Raw genomic sequence first — 19,054 nt, 5'->3', positions numbered from 1 at the left:
TGATTACACTTTCAGAAAATACTAAATAAAAACGCTAAGTAACATTTATAAAAAACGATTAAATCCCTGTCACACCTTGCATAATCGAGGCATGTATCAGGAGATACCATTTTTTGTACAATACGATTTGCATCGGGGTAGTCACCTTTACCCCAGGTAAAGTGACAGGATAGCGGGATCATAAATCTGGTAAAAACCGCACCCGGCGTGGCCTGGGCGCGGTTAAAGCAGGGTTAAGCCAGAATACGTTTGGCCCAGACGCTGATATCATCGCCACTGCCGAGATCAGGCTGCACCAGACCTTTGACGATAAAGGTCGGTGATACATGAACCCCGTTCTGGCGGGCATATTTACAGTGCCATTTAATTTCACTTTGCAGTTCAGGACGGGCAAACGCCTTATCCAGTTTGATGCCGCTGTACTTTTCAATCCGTTCGATAATTTCCTGCGGCGTGGCGTCCATATTCGGGCCGCTGGCATGATCGGTAAATTCGAACTCTTCGCGATGATCGGCGACCGCCTTCAGTACCGCGCGCGCGGCCACTTTGCCTTCCGGCAGGGTTGATGCCGCCAGAATGCAGCGCACAATCACGCCTGAGAACAGGTGCCAGGGCTGCGATTGCAGACGAATTTTTACCGTCACCTTATCTTCACCCACTAATGCCAGCAGTGCATCCAGCTTGTTAAAGGCGCGCACCGAGAACGGGCAGGTGGGTTCAAGGAATATTTCAAACACAGCGGGTCCATGACCCCATGACAGTGGTGCTGCTTTTAAGGTAGCTGTCTGGTTCATTATTACTCCTGTAACTGAAAAGGGTTCAAAGCGGTAATTCAGACCTGACGGCCTGCCGCTTCCACTGTTACAAATGCGGCGCGCAATCTCTCTGCCGTCAGGGTTACCGGCAGGTAGTGTATCGATTCTGCCGGGCGGAGGGTATGGGCAATTACCCGGTCCAGTGCTTCATGGTCATTGATATCGACTTCCAGCTGCGCCAGCGAGGTCGGCAGATGGAAGCGCTGATAAGCGGCAATCAGCCGGGCCAGCACTTCATCCTGACCAAGCAGCGCGCTTTGCACCAGAATGCCGTACGCCACTTTGGTGCCATGCAGGAACTTGTCGGTCTGCGGTAGCACCGTCAGGCCGTTATGTACCGCATGGGCGGCGGCAATGCGGGTAAAACGCTCGCCAAGGCCACCCACCATACCGCCACCGGCAATAATCGCATCCACCACATCACGAAACGCCTGGCTCAGCACGCCGCGCTGCTGATCTGCCAGCGCCGCTTCGCTGTGATCCAGCAGGACATCACGGATCGTCAACGCTGCATCGAGTCCGAGACGTACCGTAAGCGGCAGCGCCTGCGGCTCTGGCGCCAGCACCACCGCTTCATACCATTTCGCCAGCGTATCGCCGATACCGGCCAGCAGATACTCCGCCGGGGCTTCCAGCAGGATTTGCGGCTCCACCAGCACCAGATGGTTAGCGTCATTGAAAATTTCATAGCCCAGTGCCTGACCGGCATCGTTGTACCATACCGATAGCGGGGTCCACGCTGCACAAGTCGCGGCGATGGTCGGGATCGCCACCACCGGCAGGCCCAGCTTGCGTGCCAGCGCTTTCGCACTGTCCAGCAGCGCGCCACCGCCAACGCCAATCACCACCGAGCGGTCCGCGCCTGCATCTGCCGCCAGCTGCGCGACATCGCCTTCGCTGCAGTGGCCTTTGAACAGCAGGTGTTTAGCGCCCGTCGCATTAAATGCCGCAGGCAGGAAAGGGGTTGCCGCCGCGATGGCGCGTTCGCCATACACCCAGACCGCGCGTGACAGGGTCACGTCGGAGTATAGTTCACTGAGTCGCGCCAGTGCGCCAGGGTGTGAATAGTAGTTAGCCGGGCCGGGAACCACGCGAATATCGGTATTGCTCATGTTAAGTCCTTGTTATATGGAACGTCAGGACGACGCTGTGCCTGATGATAAAAAGTGCGCCGTCAGATAAATTTACTAACCCGATGTTATATCTGGACATCCGGATGGCTAATAACCTTTGGTTTTATCTTATGCCTTTTCGGTCATTGCCTGTTGCCCGGCGTTATGAAATATGTGTGGAATCAATTCATTATTGATACCAGCCGCGTCCGCAGGGGGACGTCATTACAGCAAACAGGACATTATAATGAAAACGCTTTCGCTCTCTTTACTGGCTTTGGGGCTCTTCAGCGCATTGCCAGGTTTTGCCGCCACGCTGGCGCCGGTGCCTCAGGCGATCGCCGCCCATAACGGTCCGATCCGCATCGCGGTGATTCGCAATCTTGGCTCCGATGATAACACCACCCAGTTTGTCGCTGGTGCGATTCAGGAAGGCAAAAAACTCGGCTTTAAGGTCAGTACTTTTCTCAGTAACGGTGACGACGCCCGTTTCCAGGACTTTGTTAATCAGGCCATTAGCCAGAAATATGACGGCATTATTCTTTCACAGGGGCGTGATCCTTACTCCACGCAGCTGGTAAAACGGATCGCTGAGGCTGGCATTGCGGTGTCGGTATTTGATACCGCGGTTAACGGTACGATTCCCGGGGTTACCGTCACCCAGCAGGACGACGCGTCGCTGACCACTTTGTCGGTCGGTCAGCTGATTAAAGATTTCAATGGCAAGGCTAATATTATCAAGCTGTGGGTGGCGGGCTTCCCGCCAATGGAGCGCCGTCAGGCGGCTTATCAGGCGCTGCTGAAACAGAACCCGGGGATTCATGAGCTGGAATCAATCGGCGCGGTCTCTTCCGATGTGCAGGGTGATACCGCCAATAAAGTGGGCGCGGTGCTGGCGAAATACCCGAAAGGGAAAGTCGACGCCATCTGGGGCAGCTGGGATGCCTTCAGTCAGGGGGCGTATAAAGCGCTACAGGAGAACGGTCGAACTGAGATCAAACTTTACAGTATTGATGTCTCTAACCAGGATTTGCAGCTGATGCGTGAAGCGGGCAGCCCGTGGAAAGTGAGCGTGGCGGTGGATCCGAAGCTGATTGGCGCCACCAATGTGCGCCTGATTGCCAATAAGATCGCTGGCGAGCCGACGCCTGCTACTTACGATTTTAAGGCGGCGCTGATCCCGCAGGCGCTGCTGGTCAGCCAGCCGGGCGCGGTAAACGTGGCGGGTCTGGGCAAAATCATTCCGGGCTGGGGGCAGACGGAAGATTTTATCCAGCCGTGGTTTGCCACCCTGCAGGCAAATAACCAATAAGGAGCGGTGATGAGCAGTGAACTACCGCGTCCCGATTACAGCCGCAATATGCGGTTAATTGGCCACAGCGATCAGGGCGGTCGGCCGGACGGTGTGCAGCTGATGGTGCATCGCGGCTTTGCGTATATCGGTCATATGGTGTCGCAGGGCTTTTCAATTGTTGATGTGCGCGATGCGAAGCAGCCGAAAACCGTGGGCTACGTTGCTGCGCCGCCAGGCACCTGGAATGTGCATTTGCAGGCTCATGACGATCTGCTGCTGGTGATTAACGCACGCGACCTGTTTGCCGATACGCGTTTCGCCGATGAAAAAGTCTATTACACCCGCTCTGTTGGTGAAACGGTAAGCGATATCAGCGATCGTGGCTGGAGTGCTGGCCTGCGCGTATTCGATATCTCGACGCCGGATAAGCCGCGGGAGATTAGCTTTCTGTCACTGAACGGCATTGGTATCCACCGCATCTGGTATGTAGGCGGACGCTGGGCCTATGTTTCGGCGCTGATTGAGGGCTTTAGCGATTATATTTTTCTGACTATCGATCTTGCCGATCCGCGTAAGCCGGAAGTGGCGGGGCGCTGGTGGCTGCCGGGGATGAACCAGGCTGACGGCGAACGTGCCGCCTGGCCGGAGGGTAAGCGCTACGCGTTGCATCATGCGATTATCAGCGGTGATACCGCTTATGGCAGCTGGCGCGACGGTGGTCTGACTATTCTTGATGTGAAAGATCGCAGCCAGCCGAAGTTGATCAGCCATCGCAACTGGAGTCCCCCCTTTGGCGGCGGCACTCACACCGCTTTACCGCTGCCGGACCGCGATCTGCTGGTGGTACTGGATGAAGCGGTGCTTGATAATCAGCAGGATGGCGAAAAGCTTATCTGGCTGTTTGATATTCGTGAACCATCCAGTCCGGTCAGCATCGCGACTTTCCCGCAGCCGGACGAGGTGAATTATGTGGCGAAAGGAGCGCATTTTGGTCCGCATAACCTGCATGAGAACCGCCCCGGCAGTTTTATCAGTTCAACGCTGATTTTTGCCACTTACCAGAATGCGGGGGTGCGCGCTTACGATATCAGCAACCCGTATCGCCCGGTGGAAACCGCGGCGCTGGTGCCTGCGGCGCCAGCGAAAATGATGGATACCCGCCCCGGCAGACCACAGGTCATCCAGTCCTGTGATGTGTTTGTCGATGCACAGGGGATTATCTACAGCACCGATTATAACGGCGGGCTGTCGATTATTGAGTATCTGGGGTAGGGGGAAGATCAAAGGCCACCATCGCTGGTGGCCTGAAAAAACGCGAAGATTACAGCGAATAAAGCTCTTTTCTTGCCGCTTCTGCAAGAAAATGGCTGCGACTGGAATAGCGTGCGGTCTTGCCCACGGCTTTATCGATCTTTTCAATCAATAAGTGTGGCATGGTGATATTGATACGCTCAGATTTACCGAGATATTTAGTAATATCAATATCCACATAGATCCAGATGCCTTTTTTATCATCCTCCTTGCTGCCGTTGTCCGCAGAGATATTCAGATTCCATTCGCCGGAAGACTCAGGGATAGTTAATCCTTTCTCCGCCATTAGCTCAAAATGAGCCTGTAATGCCGATCTGGCATCAGACCGGGTTTCAGCAGGCGAATTACCGGCAAAATAACAGCCAGTCACGTCAGGAAAGTAACCACTTGCCGAGCCATCTGCATCAACGTGAATATATGCCGAATACAACATGCATTTACCTCACACTTATAAAGGCTCCATCCATTTTTTTCTAATAGTTTTATCAGTTCCGAACTTTTCAATCGTCCTCAATATCGCTAACTGATAGTAAAGATAATACACACTTTTTATTGCTCGAAGCTGGTGCAGCCATAAGCAGGCTATTGGATCCTCGCCCGCAGATCAGCGATAATGGTCTGATAAATATTCAATACCGTCGGACGCAGTTTGTGAGGGGCATCGATGCCAACCAGATTGGTGAATGCAATCAAAGTTAACGTCGTTTTCGCACATCTGGAATGAAAGCGCGGATAACCGTGCCCTCTAATCGGCGCTGGCTTATGGCTTAAAACTCTATGCTTACGATATGTTAAGCTGCGAACTGGTGGATGTTCTGTCTGATGATGATATTGGGCACTATGAGCAGTGGCTATGGGGTGAACCTGAACACTATCAGCATCTGCTGGCGATCATTTCGAAGTATGCACTGCCTGTAAACTAAGCCCACCATTCGGTGGGTTTATGCTCTCTGCGGATAACTTGTTGAAAAATGGATATAAAACAACTCATCTACCTGTGCAATCTTGAGCGCGAGCGCCACTTTGGTCGCGCAGCGGAAGCCAGTTTTGTCAGCCAGCCGACGCTGTCAATGCGGCTGAAAAACCTTGAGCGTGAACTGGGGCTGTCGCTGATTAATCGCAGCAATAATTTTGCCGGCTTTACTGCTGAAGGCGAGCGCGTGCTGGTCTGGGCGCGCGAAATTGTCTCGGTGTATCAGGGGTTGAAGCTGGAAGTCGAATCGCTGAAGCATGGCGTTAATGGCACGCTGCGTATTGGCGTGGTGCCGCAATGCAGTATCTCGCTGCCGCTGGTGCTAAAAGCGATTAGCGACCGCTATCCGCTGCTGGATTACCGCGTGGCGGTGCTCAGTGCCGATCAGCTGCTTGACGCGTTAAACAGCCATACAGTGGATGTGGGCATCGGTTTCTTTGAACTGGCGACCTTGCGTGAACTGCATTTCCAGGCTGAGCCGTTGCAGGATAATGGTGTTGAGCTGCTGTTCCATCCGCACGCTTTCCCCCAGCTGGCGGAAAATGATACGCCGTTAACGCTGGAACAGGTGGCGCAATACCCGCTATGTCTGGCGGAACCAACACGCTATTTCCGCCGCTATATCGACAGCCATTTCCGCGCCGCCGACCTGACGCTACGTGTGGTGCTGGAAACCACCTCGATTTTTCAGCTGATGCAGGCGGTACAGGTGGGGCTGGGATGTCTGATTGCTCCGGTCGGCCATCTGCTGCCAGCGATGACGCCTGAGTTACAACGACGCAAATTGCTGATTGAACCGATGTCGCGCCATGCGGCGGTGGTGATTGCTGAGCCTGGACGGGCAACGCCGCTGGCCCAGCACTTTTTCGATGAAGTGCGCCGCTGGTTAATCGAAGCGCCGCAGCGCCAGCAGTAAGCTGGCTTAGCTGCCGAGGGTCTGCATCAGGCGGTTGTTCCAGCTGGCGAAAGCCACGCTCTGGATCAGGCGGAACTGCGCCGCTGGCGCTAAGCCCGCTTCCTCCAGCGGTTGCAGATGCGCGGCACTGAAGCGTTCGGGTGAGCGGGTCAGTTGCGCCGCCGCCTGGATTATCGCCTGCACCTGCGGTTGAGTTTTGCTGGCCTCCAGCGCCTCATCGATGCCCTCAATCAAGAGGTCGCGCCACTCCCCCTGATAATCATAAAAACAGCTGACGCTGCCGTTAATCCGCGCGGTGACCGCAGCGGCCAGTTGATCCTGCGCGGTTTGCTGCTGCCGCAAACTGGCCAGCAGCTGCGACCAGCCATACAGCGTCCGCGCATCATGGGCAAACAGCCAGGCGCTGTGTTGCAGTGACTGCTGCGCCTGACAGTAAGTCAGCACTTCCAGCTGTTCCGCACTGGCATAACGCAGCTCTACCGGCGGCAGTTGCGGCTGCCACTGCGGCGGCTGAGCAAAACGCGCCGCATCCGCATCGGCAGGGGTGGTGATGCCCGGTATCCAGCGTACCGGCAGCGCCATCAGCGCCTGAACACCCGCCACCAGGCGCGCCTGATAACTGACAAAACCGATCAGCTGACTAAAGGTAATAATATCGGGTTCGGTAAGACCCACCTCTTCCAGCCGTTGCAGCGCCGCGCGGTCAATCAGCGTTGGTTCGCTCGCCAGCTGGCGGGAATATTGGGTAATTTGTGTCAGACGGTTGTTGCTTTCACGTGATGAATCGGGGCCTGGCAACGGATTCAGGCGCGCCGCATAGTGATTGCACAAACGCTGCACGCCAGTGACCTGCGCCACAGTCAGGGCGGTACACAGACGGTCGTAAAGTGTCAGCGTATGGGTAAGCGAGGTATTCAGCGCATCAGGCAACAGAATTTTACTGAGGTCGCGTGAAGCCTGCAGAGCGGGGCGTTGAGATTGTAGCGTCTTCAGCAACGGTCCTGTCGCCTGTTGCTGCAGACCGAGTAAAAAACGGTCCTCTATTTCTGCAGCTTCGGGAACCAGCGGCGACTCCTGCTCAGCACAAACACTGGATTGTGTTTCGTGATACCAGTGATTATTGCCGGGATAACGGCGTTGTTCCATGATCATTCCTTTTTCACGTTAACTGACCCGGACGTTCGACGATAAAAAGGGAAAAACCAGATACGCCGGGCCTGGAAGGCTTAACTATCCTGACGTAACAGGGCCTGTGAATGAAAGAATGAAAAGTGATAATTAATAGCAGGAAGGTATATGCCCGTCATACTTTACATTATTTAGGCTATAACAGAATAAGCAGGGGGGATTGACGCGCAGAGTAGGGCGAGGCAAGCCTCGCCCGTCAGACTTACTTCAGTTCCAGCTCGTTCATGGCAGCGATGCTGAAACCGCCGTCAACGTGCAGAACTTCACCGGTCACACCAGCGGAGAGATCGGAACACAGGAAGGCCGCAGAGTTGCCGACATCTTCAGTGGTCACGGTACGGCGAATCGGGGTAACCGCTTCGCAGTGCGCCAGCATCTTACGGAAATCTTTGATGCCTGATGCCGCCAGCGTACGGATTGGACCGGCAGAGATGGCGTTAACACGCACACTGTCCGGACCCATCGCGTTCGCCATGTAGCGTACGTTAGCTTCCAGCGAGGCTTTCGCCAGACCCATTACGTTGTAGTTAGGGATCGCACGCTCAGCACCGAGGTAAGAGAGGGTCAGCAGTGCGGAGTTCGGGTTCAGCATCGCACGACACTCTTTCGCCATCGCCACAAAGCTGTAAGCGCTGATATCGTGAGCGATTTTAAAGCCTTCGCGGGTCACCGCGTTCACATAGTCGCCATCCAGCTGGTCAGCCGGTGCGAAGCCGATGGAATGTACAAATCCATCAAATTTTGGCCAGGTTTTTGCCAGCTCAGTAAACAGCGCTGTAATGCTCTCATCTTCAGCAACGTCACAAGGCAGAACGATGTCAGAGCCCAGTTCTTTAGCAAACTCCTCAACACGACCTTTCAGTTTGTCGTTTTGGTAGGTGAAAGCCAGTTCAGCGCCCTGTTTGTGCATCGCGTGCGCAATACCGTATGCGATAGAGAGTTTACTGGCAACGCCAGTAACCAGAATGCGCTTACCGGAAAGAAAACCCATAGCTGTAATCCTTATGGTCATTTGTTGTTGGCGGCCGCTTTTGGACAATAAATAAGCGACCGACGTTAATCGACCCGGCATTCTAGCACGAGTCTTCGAACTAGCCCAGGGGCGCTGTTTCCACCGCCCGCTTAACGATCGCGTCGCCAGGCATCAGCGGTTAATGCCTCGCCAAAGTGGCTGGTAATCAGGCGTTTGGTTAAATCATTCAGCGGGCAGGCGAGCACATCGGCGGTACTGCCGCGCTCCACCACTTCGCCCTGATGCATCACCATCACCATATCGCTGATATGTTTCATCATGCCGAGATGCTGGGTGACATAAATATAAGAGATACCGTGTTTTTCCTGCAATTCAAGCATCAGATTAATCAGCTGTGAGCGCATCGACATATCCAGTGACGCCAGCGCTTCATCGGCGATAATCACCTTGGGTTGCAGTATCAGCGCGCGCGCCAGACCGATACGCTGCTTCTGACCCGGTGCCAGCATATGCGGATAGTAAGCCGCATGATCACGCAGCAGGCCGACCTGGCGCAGGGTAGCGATAATCCGTTTTTCACGCTCTGCGGCATCCAGTTCAGTATTCAGCCGCAGCGGTAATTCCAGAATCTGACTGATGCGCTGGCGCGGATTCAGTGAAGTTGAGGGATCCTGGAAAATCATGCGAATGCGCTGACTGCGATAGCCGTAATCGCCATATTCCAGCGGATGATCGTCAATCAGCATTTCGCCTTCGCTGGGCGCAATCATGCCGCTAAGCATTTTCGCCAGCGTCGATTTGCCCGAACCGTTCTCGCCGATAATCGCCAGCGTCTGCTTTTCGCGCAGGGTAAAGCTGACGTGTTTCACCGCCTCCACATGCTGGCGACGGAACAGACCGGTGCGGTAACGGTAGGTTTTGCTGAGATTACGCACTTCAAGCAGGGTATCGACCATTACTGCCCCTCCATATTAAGCGGGAAGTGGCAGGCGTACAGATGTGAACGGCTACCGGTCAGACGTGGTGTATCAATACAGGTCTTCTGCGCATATGGACAACGTGGGCCGAGGCGACAGCCAATCGGCAGATGTTCCAGCGACGGAATTGCCCCCGGCAGCGTATTCAGACGGCTTTTATGCGGCAGCGCGCGGCCAAAGTCGGGCATCGCGCGGATCAGCGCCTGAGTGTAAGGGTGGTGCGGCGCAGAGATCAGGTCTTCACTCTGCGCCGTCTCTACCGTCTGGCCGCAGTACATCACGTTAATCCGATCCGCCCAATGGCTCATCATCTGCAGGTCATGGCTGATCAGCAGAATGGTGGTGTTATTGTTCTGATTCAGGCGCGACAGCAGGCGGAAAATTTGCGCCTGGGTGGTCGGTTCCATGGCGTTGGTTGGCTCGTCGGCAATCAGCAAACGCGGCTGATTGGCCAGCGCAATCGCAATCATCGCTTTCTGGCACTCGCCGTCGGTCAGCTCATAGGGGAAGCTGCGCATAATATCGCGGTGATCTTTAATGCCAACGCGGTGTAACAGTTCAATCGCCCGACGGTGACGCCAGTGGAAGCGCTGATACCAGCGGCCTTTGTAAGTCCAGCCGGGGATCGCCTGCATAATCTGGCGACCAATACTCTCCGAGGGATCAAGGCAGGATTGTGGTTCCTGGAAAATCATTGAGATGTTGTGACCAATAATCCGGCGACGTTCGCGCGGCGTAAGATGCAGCAGATCGATATCATCGAAACGCATACGGTCGGCGGTCACGCGCCAGTTATCTTTGGTCACGCCGCAAATCGCTTTGGCGATCAGGCTTTTACCCGAACCAGATTCACCCACCAGACCGCGCACTTCGCCTTCGCTAAGGGTGATGCTGACGCGATCGACCGCTTTTACCGGCCCGTCGGCGGTCATAAATTCAATTGTCAGATTGCGGATATCAAGTAACGGCATTATTCCACTCCCGCTTCAATGGCGCGGCGGATACCGTCGCCCAGCAGGTTAATGATCAATACACTTATCATAATCGCCGCGCCGGGCAGCATCACTGTCCACGGGGCCACATAAATCAGTTCCAGCGCATCGCCCAGCATCGCGCCCCATTCCGGCGAGGGCAGCTGCGCGCCGAGATCGAGAAAGCCGAGCGCCGCCACGTCAAGGATCGCCATCGACAGTGCGCGGGTAAACTCGGTTACCAGAATCGATAAAATATTCGGCAGAATGGTATGCCAGAGAATATTAAAACTACTGGCGCCATCAAGACGGGCGGCGATCACATAATCCTTCTCCAGTTCATCATGAACCGCGCTGTAGATGGCGCGCACCAGCCGTGGCAATACCGCCAGCCATACCGCCAGCAGGGCGTGTTCAAGCCGCGGGCCGAGAAACGCCACCACCACAATCGCCAGCAGCAGCGACGGAATTGATAACAGCGTATCGAGTACGTGATTCATCACCGCCGAGCGCAGACCATGAGTCAAACCCGCCAGCACGCCGAGCACCATGGCGCAGAGGGCGGCAAACAGCGTGACCAGAATAGCGGATCCGACCGTGGGCGCTGCGCCGCTCAGTAAACGGCTTAACACATCGCGGCCTAAATCGTCGGTGCCGAGAAAGAAGGAAACATCGCCATAGCGTGACCAGGAGGGCGGCAGAAGCTGATAGCCGAGAAACTGTTGATCGAGCCCGTAAGGCGCCAGCAGGCCGCCGAAAATACACAGCAGCAGCAGGGCGATAAAACCGTAAAAGCCAATCATCGCCGTGGTGTCACGGTAAAACAGACGCCAGGTATGACGGAACGGACTCGGCAGCCGTTTTTCGGCGTAGATATTATCGACGGGCATAAATTATCACTTGATATCCATTCCGGATGTTGGGGTTTTGTTTGAATATTTGCTTCATATCAATGCCTTACGTTAAGTCTGCGCGCTATCATGCCTGATGCTGGTGCCGTGTGGATAGCTTTAATTCACCGATTTTGCGTATACCCTTTCCGCAGGAAAGACAGGTGCGTATAACTCAGCATAGGCGATTATCCTTCTATATCACGGTTACAAGCAAGGGAACGCAGTTGGCAAATTCGCTTATGGATTACAGAAGGTTAGGATTCGTGACGCCAGTTCGGGTAAAAGAGGACACAAAAAGTGCGGCGATAACCGCGGCGGCGGCTCCTGAATAGTGGAAAACGCGACCTGATCACTCAACATCCACGTCCTGGCGTGGATGTTGAGTGATCACCCAGTTCCATAGTAAAAGCGCGGGTCTCCTGCTAAATCCGTTAACCTGTCAGCAATACAGGGGAAGCGTTGCACACCGAGTTTAAAATGTTTTCAAAGGTGGTCTGAAAATGTGTTGGCCGAAAGTCTTTGCGGTGAATTAACCAGATGGGGTGGGGGTCGCCAATCACAATACCTTTGAGATAGACCATGCCTAAAGGCGGGATTTCTCCGCTAAAGGGGGTGGTCCGGCACAGTAACAGATAATTGCTGCGCATCACCAAATCCTGTGTCCACTCGGTAGCAAACGTTTCAATGGCAAATTCAGGGGGAGTAAGCCCTTGCTGCTCAAACAGTTGCCTGAAAGTCATTGCCGCTTCGGTCTCGCCCGTCGGCCCCACCCACGGATAGTCAATCAGATCGGTGATATTAACCTCTTTTCCTGCTAACGGATGGTTCGCAGAACAGAGCACCCGCAGTTGCGAAGTGGCGAGCACCTGACCAGTCAGCCCGGGGGAGAGCTTAGGTCGCAGGGTGGTACAGACATAATCGAGCCTGGCGGCTTCAAGCCCTTCCATCATCACGTCGTAACTTTCGCGGATAACGTTAAACCGGCCACAGGGATATTGCTGATTTAAACGGAGTATCACTTCGGGGATTAAATGGGAAGCAGCGGCGCGTACGCTGCCAATCACCACCGTGCCATCAATTTTGCTGTCCATCTCACGAATTTCAGTTCTGACAGATTTAATCTCCGCAACCGCCCTGGAGATCAGCTGCCCCACTTGCTGACCTTTTGGCGTCAGGATAAAACCGGTGTCATCGCTTTTCAGAATCGGAAAGCCTAACCAGCCTTCCAGTGCTATTAATGTGCGCCTTAATGACTGAGGTTGCATAGCCAGCTCTGCGGCGGCAGCATTAAAATTACGCGCGCATTGCAGTGCGCTTATCGCAATTAATTGCGCCGTTGTCATTCCCAAAAGTTTACGCGCAATAAGACTTGCCTCTGCACCTTCACCACATGCCACGCTCATTGCCTCGGTTAACAGGCTGAATGCACGGTTACCACGTTGCAATATCACCCTGGCATACGGGGTGGCGACAAACCCTCTCGGCGAGCGTTCAAACAGGGTTACACCTAATAATTCCTCTAACGAGTGAATAGCTAATGACGCGGCAGGCTGAGTCATATTACAAAGTTTTGCGGCGCTACGCAGGCTGGAACCTGACAGTATCGTTAACGCAAGATTGATGTGTCTTAAGTTTGGAAAAGCAGTTTTTTGCATCCTCTTGTTCCCATCAATTTACATTCTTTCCGTCAAAAAACTTTCATGCCGTGAATATATTCAGCTGCACTGAACGGACGGTGTGAAAGCGTTGCATAAAATTACTATGCAATATTCTCTCCAAAAGATACCTCCTCTCTTTCGGCGCTGAATATAAGGTGTGAAAAGCATTGCGATTAAAATATTAACCTGTAAAAACAGTGGCTTGCCATTGGTTTTTTATCGCGCTCAGCAGGGATTTTTGCATCTGAGTCAAAAACTTATCAGTTGCAGCAATTTTGCAATCTTGGAGGGAATCAATGCGCGAAGTATAAGTAATTTTGTCCACAGCAGGCATCAGTGAGCGGTGCCGCTCAGGATTAGTATCGCGTGTAATCGCACCACGATGAGTCATAAGTTTCAGATTTTCGCACCATGATGGGGGCCTGATCGCTACCGGGTCGCCATGGTTATCAGGATAAGCTCTGCATTGAAGGGTTATGCGATGTCAGTAAACGCTGAAGAAAAAACGGATGAAGCTGAATTTTTTGCTCCTGATTACGAAACACGAAAATCGGGTGTATTAGTTAAGCCGCGGATAACGCCTTGTGGTAGCTCAGGTTTTTTATTTGAAGCCGAAGGTGAAATGTGTCTGCCGACCCAGGAAAAAATCTGGAAATTAACCCGCTCACTCCTTAATCAGGATTTTGTGCTCGACGCGCAGGCGGGGATGAATAATCTGCTGATTATTACTGATGGCAGCCTCAATGCTGGCGACGATTTGCCGGCATACCTGTTAAATCAATGGGCTGAATTGCGTCCTGGCTGGGAAAGCCATACTGCTCTCGAAATACCGGTGGTATATGGCGGTGAATACGGTTGTGACCTGGAAAATCTCGCGGCTGTGCATGGCATGACACCGCGTGACGTCGCCACCCTTCACTCAGCAGTGGAATATGTGGTATTTGCTCCAGGCACTATTCCGGGGTTCGGATATCTGTTTGGCCTCGACCCACGGCTTGCCACGCCACGCCGGGATGTTCCCGTCACCCGCAAAGCCAACGCCACCTTACTGATTGGTGGCGCGCAGACTAATATCAGCCCGCCTAAAAAAGCCGGGCGTTCTGAAAATTCAGTGACGGGATGGCACGCAATTGGTCACGCGCCGGTGGTGCCCGACCCCTTTGATCTGCAGCGTCAGCCACCGGAACTGGTGTCGCCAGGCGACAGGATCCGCTTTCTGCTGACGGATGTGATTGCATGATTGAGATTCTCTCAACACTCCCTTTTACATCGGTGCAGGATCTGGGCCGGGAAGGGCAACGTAGTCTGGGGATTGTCCGTGGTGGCGCAATGGATCGCGTGGCAATGGCGACGGCAAATTTGCTGGTGGGCAATGAACCGACTGCTGCCGGGCTGGAAATTGAAATGCCGCCGATTCGTATGCGCTTTCACCATCCAATGCGTGTTGCTGTCACGGGCGCCTATGGTGAGATCTATCTGGATGGCATGCGGCTGGCGCCGTGGTGGAGTTTTCCGGTACTACCCGGCCAGCAGCTTGACGTGGTGCCGGGACGTTCCGGGATGCGTTGTTATATCGCCTTTTCCGGTGCAGGACTGGATGTTCCTGTGGTTCTCGGCTCGCGTGCCACTCATCTGCGGGTCGGTTTTGGCGGTATGGAAGGGCGCGTGCTTAAACCCGGCGATCGTTTGCGCATTCGTTTCCCGCAAGCTGACTGCCATATCAAAGGGCAATTTGGCGTCGTCCCCGCGCCGCGTATGCTGCCCGCTGCCATACACAACAGGGCACAGGCGGGTGAGACTGTTCTGCGCGTTATTCCTGCCGCAGAATTTCCGCTTTATACGCCAGATTCACAAGCGCGTTTTTTTTCCGCCGGCTGGAAGGTGACAACCGCCAGCAATCGCCAGGGCGTCCGCCTTGAGGGCGAGCCGATGCAAATCCAGCAGAAAACTGAAATGCGATCTCACGGTATTGCGACGGGGGTTATTCAGGTTCCACCGTCTGGTCAGCCAATGATTCAGCTGGCCGATGCCAATTCTGCCGGAGGCTATCCAAAAATGGGCGTCGTGATTGAAGCCGATCTCTGGCGACTGGCGCAGGCCCGACCGGGGACCGTGCTGAAATTTAAACCTGCCACTCAGGCAGACGGTCAGATCGCCCAGGCGGAAATCGACAAATATCTGCGCGATATCCACTGGCTGATCCGAAGCCGGCAATGCAGCGACAGCGCAATGGCCACGCCGAAGTAAGCGTTAATTATATCAATCGCATTCAATGACTGAGGATAGCGTATGAACATCGATATCAATACCGATCTGGGTGAAGGCTATGGCAAATGGACACTGGGTGACGACGAAGCGATGATGGAAATCGTCTCCTCGGCAAATGTAGCCTGCGGTTTTCACGCCGGTGATCCAATCATTATGCATCGTAATGCAGAACTGGCGGTTAAGAATGGCGTGGCGCTGGGTGCCCATATCGGCGTGCCGGACTTATGGGGGTTTGGTCGCGTCTCTATGGATATCGATCCCGCGGTGATGGGCAAAGTGGCGCTGTATCAGATTGGTGCGCTGGCGGCCATTGCCCACTCGGTGGGCTGTAAAGTCACGCACGCCAGCGGGCATGGCGCTTTGGGCATGATGGAACGCACTAATCCGGATTATATGAAACACATTTACGGCGCATTTCGCTCATTCGATCCCGACATTATTGTTGCGGCAAGCGTTAATACGTCGGGAGAACGCTATGCCCGGGATAATAATATGCGTTGTGTCGGCAAAATCTTTGCCGACCGTGCCTACGACGATAACGGATTGCTGGTGAGCCGGAAATTACCTGATGCGATGATTACGGATCTCGGTGCGGTTAAAGAACGTATGGAACAGTTTCTCAGCGACAGTACAGTCACCGCATTATCGGGCAAAGTGATTAAGGTCGAGGCTAACTGTGTCCTTATTCATAGCGATACCCAGGGAGCGGTAAATATTGCCCGCATGGTGCGCGAAACCGTCGAGAAGAATGGCCACAACGTGGTGCCGCTCGACAAAATGTTTAACTAATCACCCGTGCAGCGCCAGATGAGGATCGACGTATGGACGCTTCAACGACCACGCTAAAAAGTAGCTCAGTAAATCCGCGCCGACGAAAGCAGGTGCTGGCGGCAATTATGGCGCTGCCTTCGTTAAGCTTTTTATTAATTTTTATGGCGCTGCCCGCTGCCATTTTGCTGAGTTACAGTCTGATGACGCAATCTGATAATGGTTCGATTGGATTGCCGCTGACGCTGGAGCATTATCGGCGTCTGTTTGCCGGGGGGACTTATCTCGGCATCTTTTATCAGACGCTGTTTATTGCCGTAGCCACATCACTGCTTTCCATCCTGATGGCGTACCCGCTTGCGCTGACCATCACTAACGGCTCTAAACTAATGAGCCGCATCACGATTATTCTGGTGGTGGCTCCGCTGATGGTGAGTGTGATTGTCCGCACTTATGGCTGGCAAATATTACTGTCGAACGGACCGCAGGGCGGGCTGAATTTCCTGCTGCATCAGCTGGGAATTACCTCACTTATCACACTACTGAACACCAAATGGGCGGTTATTATTGCCTCCGCCCATGTATTTCTGCCGTTGCTGGTATTGCCTCTGGCCAGTTCTCTGGCGCGTATTAAACCGGGCTATCTTGAAGCGGCACAAATGTTGGGCGCTACCTCGCTGATGGCATTTCTGCGCATTACCCTGCCGCTGAGCCTGCCTGGTCTGATGGCGGGTGTGACGATTGTATTTACGCTGACTTCGGCATCCTATATTACGCCTGCAATGATTGGCGGCCCAGACGGCATGATGCTGGGAGTCTTGCTTGAACAGCAAATCAACACCGTTTACGACTGGCCAATGGGCGCCACTATCGGCTTTATTATGGTCGCCATCGCTTTAGCCGGCCATATTGGTGGTAATGCGCTGACCCGGCGATTTGCCAGTACAACGTCAGCCACACCGCGTGTAGTTAGCAGGAAACTGCCCGCAGGAGACAGCGCATGAATGGTCAGAAGAATAGCCGTTTTGTGAAGGCAATCACCCCGGTTTTATTAATCTTTATGCTGGCGCCGTTGCTGGTGGTGATCTCCATTTCGGTTTCAGATAATTTCCTGGCGACCTTTCCGCCAAAGGGATTTACCTTTGAATGGTATGGTCGCGTGATTGCCGATGCGAAATTTCAGCACGCATTTACCACCAGCCTGGTGCTGGCCATAACGTCGACATTAACCGCGCTATTACTGGCCGCACCAGCTGCCATTGTTATTCATCGTGGTGATTTACCCGGCTGCCAGATGCTGGAGACCCTGCTGTTATCACCGATGATCTTACCGATCCTGATTACCGGCCTGGCAATCCTGCAATTCTTCTCGCTCGCGCAGATGTATTCGGTCCCGCTTAATCTTTATATTGGTCATATCCTGATTATTATGCCGTATATGCTGCGCACCTTACTGGCCAGCTTTAAGCAAATTGACCACCGCCTGGAAGAAGCGGCGACGACGCTTGGCGCCTCACCCATCGCCGTATTCTGGCATGTCACGTTGCCACAGATTATGCCCGGTGTTTTTGCCGGTTGCCTGTTTGCCTTTCTGGTCTCCTTTGATGATTTCCCGGTTTCATTCTGGCTTGCCGATGCAGGTACCGAACCTTTGCCGATATATTTACATCATGCGCTATCGCGTGTTTTTGACCCCTCAATTGCGGCTATTTCCAGCCTGATGATATTAACCAGTGTCGTCACTATTCTTGCGCTCGAACGCTTTGTCGGTATTCGCAAAGCGATGGGGATCTGACGGTTTTACTTATTTTGGGCTGACAAATTCATTTAATCTGGATATCTGATATGACTCATTTAAAAGAAAACAAAACACAGGGTATTTCACGCCGCAACTTTGTGCTGGGAGCCGGGGCAATCCTTGCTGCGCCAGTGATATTACGTGGCAATGCATGGGCGGCAGGAAAGACATTATATGTGAGTACATACGAAGGTGTTCAGGGTGAGGTGATTGCTAACCAGGTGATCCCGCAATTTGAAAAAGATTATCGCTGCAAGGTATTCCAGAGCCAGACCACTACACTGCCAACTATCGCCAGACTGCGTTCAGAGAAAAATCATCCTAAGTTATCAGTGGCGATGATGGACGATGTTGCCATCCCGATCGCCAGGCGTGAGGGACTGATTGCACAGTTTCCCACTGACAGCGTGACTAACCTTGCGAAGGTTTTTAAGCAGTACGTCTATGAAGAGGGATATGGCGCCGCCTTTTCCATCTCACGCATTGTGCCCTGGTATAACACCCAGGCGATCGGCAGTGAAAAACCAACCAGCTGGCAGGACTTGTGGGATGAGAAATTCAGAAAGCGTTTTATTATGGTCACGCCAAAGTGGACGAATTCACTCGCCATTTTAACCATGGCGGCCAGTCAGGTGAGCGGAAAACCCCCGTTGCAGGCCCAGTACGATATCGATAATGCCTGGGGGCGCATGGCGGAACTGGTGCCCAATATTTTCAGCATCCATGAGAACCCCGGTTCCGCGATACTGCAAGTGGTGCAAGGCCAGGCAGATATCGGCGGCCCTGACCATTCTAAATCGGTGCTGCCCTATATTGTGAAAGGCGCGCCACTGGAAATGATGGATCCGCAAGAAGGCGCGTTTGCTGGCGTGAATGCTATTACGCTGGTAAATAACGCCCCTGAACCTGAATTAGCCGCTGCATTTATCAATCGTATTCTTTCACCTGAAGTACAAAAATTGATGGCTGATGCAACACTCACCGCACCAGTACTGCCGGGTATTACGCTATCGGAAGAGGTGGCAAAACTGGTTAAAACCGATGAAGAGAGCCTGGCGAAAATGATCAATCTCGACTGGTCTTTTATTAATCCAAAACGCAGCGCAATCATCGACAAATTTAACCAAACCTTCCTGTGA

General features: G+C 53.5%; 20 protein-coding genes. 10 read left to right on the top strand and 10 right to left on the bottom strand.

Translation table 11 applies throughout. The features are described from left to right. Positions 1-233: 233 nt before the first annotated feature. Positions 234-794 carry a DsbA family protein gene (locus J2125_RS00150; protein WP_017799924.1) on the bottom strand — a complete coding sequence of 187 codons (561 nt, stop codon included), beginning with the start codon at positions 792-794 and terminating at the stop codon, positions 234-236. 38 nt (positions 795-832) lie between these two features. After that, positions 833-1,927, bottom strand: coding sequence for an oxidoreductase (locus J2125_RS00145; protein ID WP_017799925.1), 1,095 nt, complete (start codon positions 1,925-1,927; stop codon positions 833-835). A 247-nt stretch (positions 1,928-2,174) separates the two neighbouring features. On the opposite strand from J2125_RS00145, the gene J2125_RS00140 reads away from it, so the two are divergent. Together J2125_RS00140 and J2125_RS00135 are read left to right on the top strand one after the other, a co-directional pair. Further along, positions 2,175-3,239 (top strand): sugar ABC transporter substrate-binding protein, encoded by a 1,065-nt coding sequence (locus J2125_RS00140; protein ID WP_017799926.1) that lies wholly within the window; start codon positions 2,175-2,177, stop codon positions 3,237-3,239. Positions 3,240-3,248: 9 nt separating this feature from the next. After that, a complete protein-coding gene (locus J2125_RS00135; protein ID WP_017799927.1) occupies positions 3,249-4,493 on the top strand; it encodes an LVIVD repeat-containing protein in 1,245 nt (414 codons plus the stop codon). Positions 4,494-4,542: 49 nt separating this feature from the next. Here J2125_RS00135 and J2125_RS00130 read toward each other — a convergent pair whose 3' ends face one another. After that, positions 4,543-4,965: a type II toxin-antitoxin system HicB family antitoxin gene (locus tag J2125_RS00130; protein WP_017799928.1), complete on the bottom strand. Its 423-nt coding sequence runs from the start codon at positions 4,963-4,965 to the stop codon at positions 4,543-4,545. 355 nt (positions 4,966-5,320) lie between these two features. Between J2125_RS00130 and J2125_RS25105 the strand changes: the two genes are divergently transcribed. Beyond that, entirely contained in the window at positions 5,321-5,455 is a 135-nt protein-coding gene (locus J2125_RS25105; protein ID WP_017799929.1) for a hypothetical protein, read from the top strand. 48 nt (positions 5,456-5,503) lie between these two features. After that, entirely contained in the window at positions 5,504-6,421 is a 918-nt protein-coding gene (locus J2125_RS00125; protein WP_017799930.1) for a LysR family transcriptional regulator, read from the top strand. 6 nt (positions 6,422-6,427) lie between these two features. On the opposite strand, the gene J2125_RS00120 is transcribed toward J2125_RS00125, so the two are convergent. The 7 genes from J2125_RS00120 to J2125_RS00090 all read right to left on the bottom strand — a co-directional run bounded on the left by J2125_RS00120 (position 6,428) and on the right by J2125_RS00090 (position 13,472). Beyond that, positions 6,428-7,567: a CMD domain-containing protein gene (locus tag J2125_RS00120; protein ID WP_017799931.1), complete on the bottom strand. Its 1,140-nt coding sequence runs from the start codon at positions 7,565-7,567 to the stop codon at positions 6,428-6,430. Between the two features lie 244 nt (positions 7,568-7,811). Continuing rightward, positions 7,812-8,600 (bottom strand): enoyl-ACP reductase FabI, encoded by a 789-nt coding sequence (gene fabI, locus J2125_RS00115; RefSeq protein WP_017799932.1) that lies wholly within the window; start codon positions 8,598-8,600, stop codon positions 7,812-7,814. Between the two features lie 131 nt (positions 8,601-8,731). After that, a complete protein-coding gene (gene sapF / locus J2125_RS00110; RefSeq protein WP_209499424.1) occupies positions 8,732-9,538 on the bottom strand; it encodes a putrescine export ABC transporter ATP-binding protein SapF in 807 nt (268 codons plus the stop codon). Next, positions 9,538-10,530 carry a putrescine export ABC transporter ATP-binding protein SapD gene (gene sapD, locus J2125_RS00105; protein ID WP_017799934.1) on the bottom strand — a complete coding sequence of 331 codons (993 nt, stop codon included), beginning with the start codon at positions 10,528-10,530 and terminating at the stop codon, positions 9,538-9,540. The genes sapF and sapD overlap by 1 nt, the downstream gene beginning before the upstream one ends. Then, positions 10,530-11,420 (bottom strand): putrescine export ABC transporter permease SapC, encoded by an 891-nt coding sequence (sapC, locus tag J2125_RS00100; RefSeq protein ID WP_017799935.1) that lies wholly within the window; start codon positions 11,418-11,420, stop codon positions 10,530-10,532. Before sapC ends, sapD begins: the two co-directional genes overlap by 1 nt. 434 nt (positions 11,421-11,854) lie before the next feature. After that, positions 11,855-13,078: a LysR family transcriptional regulator gene (locus J2125_RS00095; protein ID WP_071590492.1), complete on the bottom strand. Its 1,224-nt coding sequence runs from the start codon at positions 13,076-13,078 to the stop codon at positions 11,855-11,857. Positions 13,079-13,262: 184 nt separating this feature from the next. Further along, positions 13,263-13,472, bottom strand: a complete 210-nt coding sequence (locus tag J2125_RS00090; RefSeq protein WP_157819430.1) for a hypothetical protein — start codon at positions 13,470-13,472, stop codon at positions 13,263-13,265. 90 nt (positions 13,473-13,562) lie between these two features. On the opposite strand from J2125_RS00090, the gene J2125_RS00085 reads away from it, so the two are divergent. The 6 genes from J2125_RS00085 to J2125_RS00060 are packed head-to-tail and all read left to right on the top strand — an operon-like array spanning position 13,563 to position 19,054. Then, on the top strand, positions 13,563-14,321 hold the full coding sequence (locus J2125_RS00085) for a 5-oxoprolinase subunit B family protein (protein ID WP_017799937.1): 759 nt from the start codon (positions 13,563-13,565) through the stop codon (positions 14,319-14,321). Then, positions 14,318-15,328, top strand: a complete 1,011-nt coding sequence (locus J2125_RS00080; protein WP_017799938.1) for a 5-oxoprolinase subunit C family protein — start codon at positions 14,318-14,320, stop codon at positions 15,326-15,328. The genes J2125_RS00085 and J2125_RS00080 overlap by 4 nt, the downstream gene beginning before the upstream one ends. 42 nt (positions 15,329-15,370) lie before the next feature. After that, on the top strand, positions 15,371-16,138 hold the full coding sequence (locus tag J2125_RS00075; RefSeq protein WP_017799939.1) for a LamB/YcsF family protein: 768 nt from the start codon (positions 15,371-15,373) through the stop codon (positions 16,136-16,138). 32 nt (positions 16,139-16,170) lie between these two features. Continuing rightward, entirely contained in the window at positions 16,171-17,121 is a 951-nt protein-coding gene (locus J2125_RS00070) for an ABC transporter permease (protein ID WP_017799940.1), read from the top strand. Beyond that, positions 17,118-17,912, top strand: coding sequence for an ABC transporter permease (locus tag J2125_RS00065; RefSeq protein ID WP_017799941.1), 795 nt, complete (start codon positions 17,118-17,120; stop codon positions 17,910-17,912). The genes J2125_RS00070 and J2125_RS00065 overlap by 4 nt, the downstream gene beginning before the upstream one ends. A gap of 50 nt (positions 17,913-17,962) precedes the next feature. Further along, positions 17,963-19,054 carry an extracellular solute-binding protein gene (locus tag J2125_RS00060; RefSeq protein WP_017799942.1) on the top strand — a complete coding sequence of 364 codons (1,092 nt, stop codon included), beginning with the start codon at positions 17,963-17,965 and terminating at the stop codon, positions 19,052-19,054.

The sequence above is a fragment of the Winslowiella toletana genome (assembly GCF_017875465.1).
Taxonomy (GTDB): Bacteria; Pseudomonadota; Gammaproteobacteria; order Enterobacterales; family Enterobacteriaceae; genus Erwinia; species Erwinia toletana.
The sequence above is the reverse complement of the archived record's forward strand: the minus strand, read 5'-3'. Positions and strand labels throughout refer to the sequence as shown.

What these genes read in the sequence shown, in the direction of transcription:
- J2125_RS25105 (WP_017799929.1), top strand. Translation starts at nt 5,321, where the DNA reads ATGTTAAGCTGCGAACTGGTGGATGTTCTGTCTGATGATGATATTGGG.
- J2125_RS00065 (WP_017799941.1), top strand. Translation starts at nt 17,118, where the DNA reads ATGAATGGTCAGAAGAATAGCCGTTTTGTGAAGGCAATCACCCCGGTT.
- J2125_RS00090 (WP_157819430.1), bottom strand. Translation starts at nt 13,472, where the DNA reads ATGACTCATCGTGGTGCGATTACACGCGATACTAATCCTGAGCGGCAC.
- J2125_RS00150 (WP_017799924.1), bottom strand. Translation starts at nt 794, where the DNA reads ATGAACCAGACAGCTACCTTAAAAGCAGCACCACTGTCATGGGGTCAT.
- J2125_RS00120 (WP_017799931.1), bottom strand. Translation starts at nt 7,567, where the DNA reads ATGGAACAACGCCGTTATCCCGGCAATAATCACTGGTATCACGAAACA.
- J2125_RS00070 (WP_017799940.1), top strand. Translation starts at nt 16,171, where the DNA reads ATGGACGCTTCAACGACCACGCTAAAAAGTAGCTCAGTAAATCCGCGC.
- J2125_RS00095 (WP_071590492.1), bottom strand. Translation starts at nt 13,078, where the DNA reads ATGCAAAAAACTGCTTTTCCAAACTTAAGACACATCAATCTTGCGTTA.
- sapD (WP_017799934.1), bottom strand. Translation starts at nt 10,530, where the DNA reads ATGCCGTTACTTGATATCCGCAATCTGACAATTGAATTTATGACCGCC.
- J2125_RS00085 (WP_017799937.1), top strand. Translation starts at nt 13,563, where the DNA reads ATGTCAGTAAACGCTGAAGAAAAAACGGATGAAGCTGAATTTTTTGCT.
- J2125_RS00080 (WP_017799938.1), top strand. Translation starts at nt 14,318, where the DNA reads ATGATTGAGATTCTCTCAACACTCCCTTTTACATCGGTGCAGGATCTG.
- J2125_RS00075 (WP_017799939.1), top strand. Translation starts at nt 15,371, where the DNA reads ATGAACATCGATATCAATACCGATCTGGGTGAAGGCTATGGCAAATGG.
- J2125_RS00135 (WP_017799927.1), top strand. Translation starts at nt 3,249, where the DNA reads ATGAGCAGTGAACTACCGCGTCCCGATTACAGCCGCAATATGCGGTTA.
- J2125_RS00130 (WP_017799928.1), bottom strand. Translation starts at nt 4,965, where the DNA reads ATGTTGTATTCGGCATATATTCACGTTGATGCAGATGGCTCGGCAAGT.
- J2125_RS00060 (WP_017799942.1), top strand. Translation starts at nt 17,963, where the DNA reads ATGACTCATTTAAAAGAAAACAAAACACAGGGTATTTCACGCCGCAAC.
- J2125_RS00125 (WP_017799930.1), top strand. Translation starts at nt 5,504, where the DNA reads ATGGATATAAAACAACTCATCTACCTGTGCAATCTTGAGCGCGAGCGC.
- sapC (WP_017799935.1), bottom strand. Translation starts at nt 11,420, where the DNA reads ATGCCCGTCGATAATATCTACGCCGAAAAACGGCTGCCGAGTCCGTTC.
- J2125_RS00140 (WP_017799926.1), top strand. Translation starts at nt 2,175, where the DNA reads ATGAAAACGCTTTCGCTCTCTTTACTGGCTTTGGGGCTCTTCAGCGCA.
- fabI (WP_017799932.1), bottom strand. Translation starts at nt 8,600, where the DNA reads ATGGGTTTTCTTTCCGGTAAGCGCATTCTGGTTACTGGCGTTGCCAGT.
- J2125_RS00145 (WP_017799925.1), bottom strand. Translation starts at nt 1,927, where the DNA reads ATGAGCAATACCGATATTCGCGTGGTTCCCGGCCCGGCTAACTACTAT.
- sapF (WP_209499424.1), bottom strand. Translation starts at nt 9,538, where the DNA reads ATGGTCGATACCCTGCTTGAAGTGCGTAATCTCAGCAAAACCTACCGT.